Source organism: Komarekiella delphini-convector SJRDD-AB1 (genome assembly GCF_014831675.1).
Taxonomy (GTDB): Bacteria; Cyanobacteriota; Cyanobacteriia; order Cyanobacteriales; family Nostocaceae; genus Komarekiella.
Genome location: NZ_VJXY01000093.1, coordinates 1 through 11,511 on the forward strand (window position 1 = coordinate 1; position 11,511 = coordinate 11,511).

General features: G+C 39.8%; 13 protein-coding genes. 8 read left to right on the forward strand and 5 right to left on the reverse strand.

Features of this window, described 5'->3' with window-relative positions; translation table 11 throughout:
- Positions 1–152: 152 nt before the first annotated feature.
- From FNW02_RS35820 to FNW02_RS35835, 4 genes are all read left to right on the forward strand, one after another.
- Complete coding sequence (locus FNW02_RS35820) at positions 153–1,094, forward strand: IS5 family transposase (protein WP_191762241.1); 942 nt, start codon at positions 153–155, stop codon at positions 1,092–1,094.
- Between the two features lie 22 nt (positions 1,095–1,116).
- Positions 1,117–1,701: a hypothetical protein gene (locus FNW02_RS39315; protein WP_348535506.1), complete on the forward strand. Its 585-nt coding sequence runs from the start codon at positions 1,117–1,119 to the stop codon at positions 1,699–1,701.
- 787 nt (positions 1,702–2,488) lie between these two features.
- Positions 2,489–2,929, forward strand: coding sequence for a hypothetical protein (locus FNW02_RS35830; RefSeq protein ID WP_191762242.1), 441 nt, complete (start codon positions 2,489–2,491; stop codon positions 2,927–2,929).
- A 134-nt stretch (positions 2,930–3,063) separates the two neighbouring features.
- Positions 3,064–3,534: a hypothetical protein gene (locus tag FNW02_RS35835; protein ID WP_191762243.1), complete on the forward strand. Its 471-nt coding sequence runs from the start codon at positions 3,064–3,066 to the stop codon at positions 3,532–3,534.
- Between the two features lie 81 nt (positions 3,535–3,615).
- On the opposite strand, the gene FNW02_RS35840 is transcribed toward FNW02_RS35835, so the two are convergent.
- Positions 3,616–3,927, reverse strand: a complete 312-nt coding sequence (locus tag FNW02_RS35840; RefSeq protein ID WP_191762244.1) for a hypothetical protein — start codon at positions 3,925–3,927, stop codon at positions 3,616–3,618.
- Between the two features lie 412 nt (positions 3,928–4,339).
- Here FNW02_RS35840 and FNW02_RS35845 point away from each other — a divergent pair, with 412 nt between their 5' ends.
- Positions 4,340–4,480, forward strand: a complete 141-nt coding sequence (locus FNW02_RS35845; protein ID WP_191762245.1) for a hypothetical protein — start codon at positions 4,340–4,342, stop codon at positions 4,478–4,480.
- A gap of 104 nt (positions 4,481–4,584) precedes the next feature.
- Here the strand turns inward: FNW02_RS35845 and FNW02_RS35850 are convergent, their stop codons facing one another.
- Complete coding sequence (locus FNW02_RS35850) at positions 4,585–4,977, reverse strand: hypothetical protein (RefSeq protein WP_191762246.1); 393 nt, start codon at positions 4,975–4,977, stop codon at positions 4,585–4,587.
- A 1,472-nt stretch (positions 4,978–6,449) separates the two neighbouring features.
- On the opposite strand from FNW02_RS35850, the gene FNW02_RS35855 reads away from it, so the two are divergent.
- The gene (locus FNW02_RS35855) at positions 6,450–8,966 is read left to right on the forward strand and encodes a hybrid sensor histidine kinase/response regulator (protein WP_191762247.1); all 2,517 of its coding nucleotides are present in this window, start codon (positions 6,450–6,452) and stop codon (positions 8,964–8,966) included.
- 176 nt (positions 8,967–9,142) lie between these two features.
- Here FNW02_RS35855 and FNW02_RS35860 read toward each other — a convergent pair whose 3' ends face one another.
- The 3 genes from FNW02_RS35860 to FNW02_RS35870 all read right to left on the reverse strand — a co-directional run bounded on the left by FNW02_RS35860 (position 9,143) and on the right by FNW02_RS35870 (position 10,832).
- Positions 9,143–9,643 (reverse strand): response regulator, encoded by a 501-nt coding sequence (locus FNW02_RS35860; protein WP_191762248.1) that lies wholly within the window; start codon positions 9,641–9,643, stop codon positions 9,143–9,145.
- A gap of 399 nt (positions 9,644–10,042) precedes the next feature.
- Entirely contained in the window at positions 10,043–10,333 is a 291-nt protein-coding gene (locus FNW02_RS35865) for a hypothetical protein (protein ID WP_191762249.1), read from the reverse strand.
- Positions 10,334–10,397: 64 nt separating this feature from the next.
- Positions 10,398–10,832, reverse strand: a complete 435-nt coding sequence (locus FNW02_RS35870; RefSeq protein ID WP_191762250.1) for a hypothetical protein — start codon at positions 10,830–10,832, stop codon at positions 10,398–10,400.
- Here FNW02_RS35870 and FNW02_RS35875 point away from each other — a divergent pair.
- The gene (locus FNW02_RS35875) at positions 10,806–11,219 is read left to right on the forward strand and encodes a hypothetical protein (protein ID WP_191762251.1); all 414 of its coding nucleotides are present in this window, start codon (positions 10,806–10,808) and stop codon (positions 11,217–11,219) included. The genes FNW02_RS35870 and FNW02_RS35875 overlap by 27 nt on opposite strands.
- Positions 11,219–11,398, forward strand: a complete 180-nt coding sequence (locus FNW02_RS35880; RefSeq protein ID WP_191762252.1) for a hypothetical protein — start codon at positions 11,219–11,221, stop codon at positions 11,396–11,398. Before FNW02_RS35875 ends, FNW02_RS35880 begins: the two co-directional genes overlap by 1 nt.
- Positions 11,399–11,511 lie beyond the last annotated feature (113 nt).

Below are 11,511 nucleotides of genomic sequence, written 5' to 3' on the forward strand. Positions count from 1 at the left end.
TATTGAGGCAACTAACTTAATTTTTTTCTTTCCGTGTATTGCACGGAAAAGTATAACTCTCCTCTCCATGTAATACGCGGCAAACTTGGCGTTTTTTTGTTAAGCAATATTTCGCCAACGGTATCCGATCTCTGCCAACCCTTAGCCCAACGATGAAGACGAAAGCCCAGTACAAAGTTCGGAATTGGAACGCTTATGATGCAGCACTCAAGCAGCGAGGCAGCATAAGCTTCTGGGTAAATGAAGAGACAATCGAGCAGTGGCACAACCAACAGAAAACAGGAACAAAGGGAGCATCGAATTATTACTCAGATACAGCGATTGCTACGATGAGAACGATTCAATCGGTGTTTCATTTGCCTGGACGACAAGCAGAGGGGTTTTTGGAGTCGTTATTCATGCTCATGGGAATTGAGCTAGCCGTACCAGCACACTCCACACTATCGAGGCGTTTAAGCAAATTGTCGGTGAAATTACCAGTTGTACCAAAAGATCAGGCTGTTCATGTGGTGGTGGATTCAACTGGTGTGAAAGTGTATGGTGAAGGTGAGTGGAAAGTCCGCACACATGGAGTAGGTAAAAGACGGATGTGGCGGAAGTTGCATCTTGGCTGTGATCAGGACAGTGGTGAAATTCTAGGTGCGGTGGTTACTACTAATGATATGGCTGATTGCGAAGTGCTACCAGACATATTGGAGCAGATTGAACAGCCCATAGAGCAAGTATCTGGTGATGGTGGCTATGACACATTTGACTGTTATGACATTATCGCCTCAAGGGGGGCAATAGCCACAATTCCACCTCGCAGTAATGCCCAGATTCAACAGCCTAGTAACTCTGAACTACCCCCACATCCTAGAGATGAAAATTTGCGTCGGATACATCAAATTGGTCGCCAGCAATGGAAGCAAGAAAGTAGATATCATCGACGCTCTTTGTCTGAAACGGCTATGTTTCAACTCAAATGCATTTTCGGAGGTAAATTAAGACGACGCTTTTTTGATAACCAAGCTGTTGAGTTATTTCTGCAATGTGCTGCACTTAATCGCATGATCCAGTTAGGCAAACCAGACAGTTATAAAGTGGAAGATTAATTACCAGTTCTTGACGGAGTTAGTGTATCTTTTTTTTGTTTCATGCAACAAAGCCGATGATCTTGATAAAATTGTCAGTAATGATTTAGATAAACGCCTGGACTCTAAGATTAAGGCAAGGGTTGAGGAGTACTTGGAGGAGTACTTGGTTGCTAGCAATAATAGCGCCAACATTACGAATCAAACGATATTGGATATTTGCGAACGACTTAATCAAATCGAGTCACAGTTGTTAAGCGAATCTAATAGCAATGAAGCCGGAGCAATCCCTAATCCCACTATTTTAGAACAAAAAATTGAGGGGATGGCAGCTCGAATCAAACCGTTGACTGAAGAGATTCTTAAAATTCAAGATTATCTGAACAACCAACTCAAGCAAACCAAGAAATCGTACAACAATTCATATTATCAACGCTCTACTCAAAGAATTCAACCGCTAACCGAGGAGAGTTTAGCTACAAGACTTGGTGTTAGTGTAGAAGCTATACGCGAGCAGCGTAATCAGCTGCACCCACCGCTTTTTGTGGCATGGTGTAAGGGCAAGGACAAATCGGGCATGGGGTGGGAATTTAACAAAAATACGGGGTTATATTATCCGGTAAGTTAGTATCACAAAGAAGTGGTTATAGTTTTTCCTACATCTTCACACAACTACAGCCATTCTTAGCCTTCAGGTAAAAGATATGCACCTCTATTCTTGGGTTTAATTAAAGGCTGGATGTCTTCATACTCCTCTAGCGGCTTTTTGAGCAGGATTTACAAAGAAAGGCAGAGGGCAGAGGGCAGAAGGCAGAAGGAAAGAAGTATTAATAAAAACTTTAGTTGTGGGTCTAAAGCCCACTAGTATAGAACATTTGTGTCGAGATGCGTAGCACGAGACACAAGGCGTCCTTACTTCAATCCCACGTTTTTTAACGTGGGTTCACTTCAGCATAGCTGCCTTCAGCATAGCTGCCTTCTGAACCAAGGCTGCATCTGCACTTCTTAATTTTTTCGATGTCTCGTATAAAAAGTAACTCAAAATTCCGATAAACTCTTTCGATTTCCTCCTTTAGATATAGAAAGAAACCAGTAGGCATAGTGGTACTGTTTTTAACAGCATGGATTGAGACTATAAACACATCTGGTATCTTTTTAACCCAGTTGACAGTGAACAGTGAGCAGTAAACAGTTATCAGTAAAATCCTTGGTGAAACACCACACCAGAGGAGTGGAATGCGTTGGTGGTGGGTCTAAACCTACGCCCGCCGATACGCCTGGTAACTGATAGCTGATAACTGTTTTAAAGCGGTTTCCCCTTATTGTTATTCGATCTCAAGCAATTTAACTTAAATTCATTAGTCCAGGGAAACAAGAGTGGAATTTGGCTATCCTTTTAAATAATGAAGTAATTTATGTCTACTAATTATCAGTTTTATTGTAGAGATTTCTGGCTACCTATAGATTATGAATCAAATAAAGACGGTGAAAGTTTTATATTTGCTGATGATGCTCTCAATTTAAGTATTGCAGCTTTCTCTGTGATTAACTATTGTTTGGAGCCGCACATAAATTCTCAAGTGAGTAAATATGAAAGCCTTGTAAACAGTCTGGCTTTTCCATTAGAATTGTATGGAGAGAAATTTGACTTTTTATCTATAAATAACGCGACAGTACTATTAAAGGAGATAAATAACAAGTATTCTTGGGAACTTACTTGCTGGTTGCAAAATTACATTTATCCTGAGTGGAAGCGTCAAGGATTAAGAGATATACCTTATATTACCAATTCCTCTATTTTATTCAAACCAAGTTCCAAAGTCCTATGTTTTGAGTTTTGTAGTACTGAGGTTTGAGTTTAAAAAAACATCCTTAAACTAAATCAAAAACTAACTTGCAGTTAATGTCTAAACAGTGCAAGTAATTTTGATGTTGAACAACTTCTTAGGAAAGAGAAACAATTCTTCGTGTCAATATACAGCAGTTGTGGTTGACCCAATACGGTTCGGACGAGAAACTTGCTGGTGTTCGCGTAGCGTCTTTGAAAGAAGAAGGTAAGCATTTGTGCAGAGGAGAGTTTTTGTATAAATTCTTTCTTTTTTGCTGCTCTGCACAAGTGCTGCCTCAACGGAGAGATGTCTTAACCGAACAGTATTGGTTGTTGACCCTTCTGGTTTTTGCGCCGGAACAGGGCAGTATGTCCAACAGAATTTTTAAAATTAATGTTCCTGGTATAGGAGTGTGCGAAGCTTGCAGTCTAATTTTTAATCAACTTCCAGTCACAATAATATTACCCAAAGGAACCAGAGTTGAACAAAAAGAGTTTTTGAAGATTTGGATTCAAGAGTACACGCAAAGTTTGGTATCTACGGGAGCCTGGGATACTCCAGCGACAGAAAACGAAGTAAATCAAATTCTCAACGAGGTGTTTGGCAAGCTAAGGGGCAGTGGAAAGGGATAAAACACCTTTACCTCTTTGCCTTTACCCAGCTCAGTTCACGAGAGCGAACTACTAGGGGCTTCAAACAAGCAGGTTTTAACTTTAACTATGCTCCACTTCATCGAGTGATTCCAATTCCGAAGCAAACATCTGAGCTTGCCTCAAAACTAGCCCGAACAAAAATAAATTCACACGCCATTGGGCCATGATTAATCCACTCCAGCATTTACTTAAAGTAACTTCAATTGCATCGGAACAAAAATTATCATCTTTAACCCATCTAAAGCCTAGACGATAATTTTCATATCCTGGTAGGAGGTAAAGTATGCGTTCTAATTCACCTGTAAAACTTCCATTTGTAAACCCAAAGTGGTCAAGAATTTCAACTAATTTGGCAGAGTTGATATCAGACATTTTAAATAATCCTTTATTTGAATAGCTGGCTTTTCAGGTAGGTGATGTTTTCAAATTAATTTAAAAAGCTCAACTATTAAACTAAAGATTTAGACATAAATGATTTGTGATGTTTGTCTCACCGGGAGTGATTGTTGTAACTAATTGGAGTTATCTAAGTTACAAAATTACTAAAAGCTTGTGAGCTTTTCTACCTATCTTAATGATTAAGCCGAAGAAAGTAATCAGATTAAATGAAAAGATTAGACGTAATTGTTGAGCTTGTGTCTGTTTTTATTTTTGCTCCCAGGAGATTTAGTAAAAAATTCAGGTTACATTCTGACTTGTTCAATATGATAATGTAAATAGCCTGCTTAATTATGGAGATCCATAAAAATAAATCCCCAGCCTTCTTCTTCAAAGACGCTGCGCGTTGAACGTGGGCGTAGTCGGCTACCAAGACCTGAATCATCGCTATGACATCAAGACTGCGGTGAATATCGGTTTTTGGTGGGATGCCCCGATGCAAAAAAAAGCGCGTCAAGCATTAGAGCAAGCAATGATTCAAAAGTAGCATAGCCCGTTTAATAAAGAGATGTGGAGTCTTTGGGGACAACCCTTTAAGTGATGCTTTAAGGGGAAGTTCTCTTTGCGAACGCTATTAGTCAAGCAGATTTTTTAGTCTCGCTGCTCCAAATGTTTTTTGAGTGTATAAGGACAATCAGGAGCTTTTAATCCACTGGCATAGGGCAGTTTATAAGATGCCCAAAGCTGCCAGCGCAAGACATCAATTCCAATCACTGCACCACTGTATTGCACTCGACAATCTTTATCTGGTTTATCAAGAATATTTTTGATGATAGTGTTAACCATCTCTATCTTGAGAGTATTCGTAATTCCCATCATCTGCTTGTTAAGCCACTGTTTTATTTCTGGTGATTGCAGCCAATCTCGAATTTGCTCATCAGTGGGAGTTCGACGATTGGTTAATAGCGCGGTCTTTTCATCTAATTTATTAGCTGGGGTTTTTGGTTGAAAGAGTTGGTGAAAATGAGCATCTATATTTGACATAAGTTCAATGATTTGTGGCGAATATTTATTTAATTATATCTAATATTTTGGGATTCATGTTATTAATTAAATAAACCAAACTAAGTGAGAGCAATTGAAAAGAAAATTATGTAAATAAATAGTGATCATCTAATTTAATTAATCAGTAAAATAATCATATACGGCACTCTTACCAAAGCTAATCTCGCATAATCAGGCGATTACAGTAACCCAAAACGTTGTCATATCGGGCATAGTAAATTTCAGACGGGTTTACCAAAAAATAAGCTTTCAAGACGAAAAACCCCAACCGGATCAGGGCTGGGGCAAAAATTCTAATAATCAGATATTCAGATCATGACACATTTTAATACCTGCTTAAACGCTCAGAGTCTGGAGGTGGCATAATCAACAAGCCACCAAAACAGCGCAAGAAAACAGGGAGCAACACAAAACCACTCCAGGGCGCGGCAACAGAAGAAAACCCAAGCGTAACCACGATTACCGTGCAAGCTGTCGAAGTGCCTGAGTTGAGCCAAGCAGAGTCACGCGATCCTGACCAATTTATTTTTGCTTAACCCCTTAGATGGTGCAACTCCAGAAATCCGAATTTAAAGCTTAAGAGTTAAAACAAAGAAAAGCTTTGCACAAGCTAGATTTATAAAGTTTTTTCCTTCATTACTAGACATATGTGCAGTTTACGGAGTTTGTAGGAAATTGTCATTTATGCTGCAATTAAGGAGATAGATGTTCAATCAGAACTCCTTTTAAAGCTTACTTTCAGTTGATGAAGATTAAATTTTCACCTTTTTAAGGGTTAAGCAAAAATAAATTGAACAAACCAACGATTGCTACGATTAATAGTGTTGTCTAGACAGATACCCTGGGAGCAACGCGAAAAGTGAGATTCTCGTGAAATGGGCAGGGGGGCTTTCTTGAGCAGAGGAGCAGGGGGAGCAAACAGATAAATAAGAGTACTTTTTACTACTGAAACAGATTGCTTATACACTTATTTCTTTCTCTTCCCCTGTCTAAAGAGCCTCAAGAGCTTACCCATCTCACAAAATCGCATTGCTGCCGATACCTCAATTCATGGAAAGTTCAATTTATGGAGAGCGGGATGTTTAGAGAATTTAGAAATCAAAATTAGGCGTTAGTAAGGTTTTATATGATCTTTCTAGAAACTCACCTCGCTAATCATAAGTAATGCTAATTTAATGCATATTAGTTAATAAATAGTATTTGATAAGATCAATAAAATAGTTTCATAAAAATGGTCTATTTTTATCAAATAATTATTAGATAAATCGGATGATTCATTGCCTAGAGCTTAGACTTTGGAGTATGAACAGGGTTTTTAGGCATTAGCTCTCAACTCTGCGTTTATTATTGCTACCTAATCTGGTATAAGTTTGAGAGTATTAACGCTGTTTTCAATAAGCAACAGTCACGAGATATCAATAACTTAATGGTAATGGTTAGGCAGATTGCAAATGAACAATGATGAATCTAATCAAATGTGCCTGCTTAAAGATTGTCAGCAGGTGGAGTTAGCACTACAACAGCAAATTGAGCAGCAGCGACTAGTGATGGCAATCGCTGTACGTATCCGGCAAAGTTTGAATTTGAGTGAGGTTCTGAACACCACTGTTAGTGAAGTACGCCAGTTGCTTCGGGCTGACCGGGTGTTCATGTATCGCTTTGAACCAGACTATAGTGGGACTGTGGTGGTGGAATGTGTTGGTGAAGGTTGGCTCTCAATTCTAAATGCTCAAGCCCAAGATACTTATTTCATGGAAACGAAAGGCGAAGAGTATATACAGGGGCGGATTCAAGCTGTAGCTGATATTTATACAGTAGGTCTTAGCGAATGTCACCGCGATTTACTAGTTCAGTTTCAGGTCAAGGCAAACTTGGTAGTCCCTATCTTGCAAGGAGAAAAATTGTGGGGACTGTTAGTTGCTAACCAATGTACAGCACCTAGACAGTGGCAAACCTGGGAAATTGATTTACTCCAGCAATTGGCAACACAAATAAGCATTGCCATTCAACAATCTCAACTGTACGAGCAGGTACAATCCGAACTCGCAGAGCGCAAGCGTGCTGAAGAAGCATTAGAGCAGAGTGAGGAGAAATTTCGTCTGTTTGCAGAGAATATTTATGCAGCAATTTGGATTGCTACTCCAGACTTCTCTCAAATCCTCTACATTAGCCCTGGTTATGCGAAGATTTGGGGACGCTCTTGCCAAAGTCTGCTTGACCAGAACTACTGGATAAACACGATTCATCCAGAAGATTGCAATCTTATGAGCAAAACCCTACAGCAACAGCTCAATGATCAGCCTGTTGAAGTAGAATATAGAATCTTACGACCAGATGGCTCGGTGCGTTGGATTTGGGATCGGTGCTTTGCTGTGTATGATCAACACAAAAAAGTTCGCTACTGTGGTGGTATAGCACAAGATATAACTGAGCGCAAGCAGACCGAACAGAAAATCAAAGAACAAGCCGCTCTACTTGACATTGCTAGCGACGCGATTTTAGTTCAAGATTTCCACGGAAAAATCCTATTTTGGAGTCAAGGTGCAGAGCGCTTGTACGGTTGGCAAGCGAGTGAGGCTTTGGGAAAGAATCCGAAACAGTTTTTGTACAAAGAAACTTCAACACAACTAGAAGCAGCTTTTCAAGATGTCTTAGAATGCGGCTCGTGGCAAGGCGAATTACATAAACTGACAAAATCCGGTAAGGAAATTATCGTTGAAAGCCGCTGGACATTAATGCAGGATGAAGCATTTCAACCCAAATCTCTTCTGTGTGTTGACACTGACATTACCGAGAAAAAACAACTCCAAGCGCAATTCCTCCATGCCCAGCGCTTGGAGAGCCTTGGCACGCTGGCAAGTGGTATTGCTCATGACCTCAACAATATCTTGACGCCAATTATGGCTTCAGTTGAAATGTTGGCGCTCAAGTTGCCGCATATTGATACACGCAATAAACAACTACTAAAGGTTCTAGAAGATAACTCTAAGCGTGCGGCTGATTTGGTCAAGCAAATTCTAACTTTCGCACGTGGTTCTGAAACTAAAATTCAGGGCAGAGGTGTTTGTTTACAAATAGAACCCTTATTATTAGAAGTTGAACAAATTACTAAAAGCACATTTCCCAAGTCTATCAAAATCAACAAGAATCTACCTAAAGATAAGTTCTTGACTATCTTGGCAGACGCCACTCAAATACATCAGGTTCTAATGAACCTGTGCATCAACGCTCGTGATGCTATGCCTAAAGGTGGAGATTTGTCTATTAGTGCAGAAAACTACTTCGTTGATGAAAACTTTGCCAGGATGAATCTCAATGCTCAAGTCGGCTCTTATGTGGTCATTACTGTTTCGGATACCGGATTTGGCATACCCCCGCTAATTTTGGAGCGCATTTTTGAACCCTTTTTCACTACTAAGGAATTAGGTAAAGGCACAGGGCTGGGTCTGTCCACTGTAATTGGCATTGTCAAAAATTACGGTGGTTTTGTGAATGTAGAGAGCAAGGTAGGCAAAGGCACAAAGTTTCAGGTGTACTTGCCATCTATGGAGGAAAGTACCAAACCGCTAGCAGAGAATTTAGAATCACTATTAGGCAATGGAGAATTAATTCTGATTGTTGATGATGAAGCCGCAATTGTAGAAATTACCAAAGTTTCCTTAGAAGACTACAACTACAAAACTCTGACAGCTAGCAATGGTATTGAGGCAATATCATTGTATGCCGAGCATCAAAAGAACATCAACATGGTGTTGATGGATATGATGATGCCGTCAATGGATGGGTTAGCTGTGATCAGCATCTTGCAGCAAATGAATCCATCTGTCAAAGTTCTTGCTGTCAGTGGTATTCCGACAAACGACCAACTTTTTGAAGCTGCTAATGCTGGTGTTAAGGCATTTTTACGGAAGCCCTACACTATCTATGAATTATTGCACGCTATTAACCACTTATTGAGCAAATTATAAGCCCAAGCGACATTAAAACTATTGTAAATCTCATGTTCGTGTATCGCTGTTTCCCGCTTAGGGGCCCGTGCAAAAATAAATTAAACTTTCCATGCATTGGGAGTATCTGTCTTGGTAACACTATTAATCGTGGCAATCGTTGGTTTATTCAATTTATGGAAAGCGGGGATGCTTAGCTACTTCGTTAGCAAGCAGGAGTAGTCGCTAAATAGTGAAGAACTGTTTCTGTTAGAACGGCATAGCAGTTTTGCGATTTCTATAATTAATAGTCTCTTATATTTATGGATAGAGAGAGGATTGGAAGGCTTTTGAATATAAGTTTGGAATCCAGAAGTGAGAGCCTGTTGATGAGCTTGCTTATGAGTCTTCTCACTCAAAGCAATGGCAGGAATATCTCTAGTTTGTAGAGGCATAAGTGAACGAACTCTGTGTATTAAAGAATAGCCAGACTCATCTGGCAGATCAATGTCGCTAATTAAAAGATCTACACTCTCATGCTTGATGAGAGCAAATGCGGAAGAAGCATTGGATGCACTTATAACCTGAATTCCGTAGCTTTTAAGAATATATCTAGTTAAAAAAACGTTGTCTTGTGTATCATCAGCTACAAGAATTGTCAAACCTTTAAAGATATTTATGTCAAATTCAGGACAGGGATCACAGTAATGATCTGACACGATGATATGGCCTCCTTAGTTGCCAACTCAATTATGGAGGAAGTCCTACAGGTAGCTAGGTGGAAACTAGCTGCTCTGTGGGCATTCTAGAATGTTACTAACTTGATTTAATCAAGCTTTTCCAGTTTTAGTCTTATAACTTGAGACACAGAAAATTGAGATTTTTGTGGAAAATGGTGTGCATTTTTACATCCAGTGGGATTATCAGCTCAACCTTTAGTTAGACGTAAAGCAAGTATCAAGCTAATATACTGGTGTTACTTGTTTGGTATTTTCAGCACATATCCAGGAAATTAGTACTTCATGTGTTTTGGAGTACATTAACGACCCACATCATGGATGAATGAATTCATCCCGTTCGCTTATATCCCCCGGTTAAAAACACGGGGGCTTTACGCTTCACGACTCGTAATTGTAATCAGGTTCGTTTTGATGTTGCAGTTGAACAAGAACGTGATGACAGACATCGGTGAATTTAATATTTTCTGCAATTAAATCGGCTTGGACATCTGGAGCAATATCGCATTTGAGTTGAGACAGAATTTGATCATTGGCGTCGCTAAGTGCGGTTAATACTTCGTCAAGAGAATATATTGCGTCTTCAAAGGGGGCTAAACTTTCTGCTGCAAGCTTTTGTGCGGCTAGTATTCTTTCAATTTCAGACGAGTTGCGAACCAGGTGCAAAGTCATTTTGCAGCCCGTTAGAATACTACAAGTTCGACTGTAGTCCAGGAAAAGCTGTTGTATCTGCTCGTTAGTCAATGTGGGATGCATGCTTGTTCGTTGTTGATTGTTCACGAGTGGATTGTTTCAAATGCTTTTGCAACGTGTATGGACAATCAGGAGCTTTAATACCGCTAGCATAAGGCAATTTATAAGATGCCCAAAGTTGCCACCGTAAGACATCAATCCCAATCGCTGCACCACTGTATTGCACTCGACAATCTTTATCTGGTTTATCAAGAATATTTTTGATGATAGTGTTAAGCATCTCTATCTTCAGCGTATTGGTTATTCCTATCGGAAGTTTAACAAGCCACTGTTTTATTTCTGGTGATTGCAGCCAATCTCGAATTTGCTCATCAGTGGGAGTCAGGCGGTTGGCTAATAGCGCGGTCTTTTCATCTAATTTTTTGACTTGGGTTTTTGGCTGAAATAGTTGGTGAAAGGTAAGCGCAGCGCAACTCATGAGGAACAGACAAATAACAAAGCTTCTCAGAAAAATGCAGCAGAAATAGAAACTGATAATGACGACTGGAGCCAAAAGCTAGAGTCACTAGGCTCGACCTTAGATGGGGATTTGAGTGTACTCTCAAGCGAGGATGCCTTGAGTTTAGTTGATGAATGGCATGACTTATTACATAAGGCTAAAGAGCCGGAAATTAAAGAAATTGCCACTCACCTCAAGCAACTTAAGCAATTGCTCAAAAGTAATAAAGCCACAGGCCATGAAATTAGCGAAGTGCTGATGGAAGTTGGTGAGCAAACAGCGAATTTGGCATCTGATGCTGATAAAGAGATTAAAACTCCAATTCGACAATTGGGTAAGAAAATCAGCAAAATTGGCAATTCTTGATGCAGCAGTATTGGTCGCATCTAGCCCAAGGAGTAGAGTTTGCAGGTGGAACATCTGATCCAAGTAAAGTATTTGACTCTCAAGCCCCACAATTAAATCAATATTTAAACTGGCAAGAAGAACAGTATCAACAAGCCCTGAATCAGGTTGGCTCATTATCTATAGACGAATGGCACTAAGAAAAGCTCTAAGCTATGCTCCATAATGATTACAGGCATTTATGCGATTAATGAGTCAAGGAGTAGCAGCGATCGCGATTTTTTGTAGGTGTCGTGAATATAGGTGCTGTGAA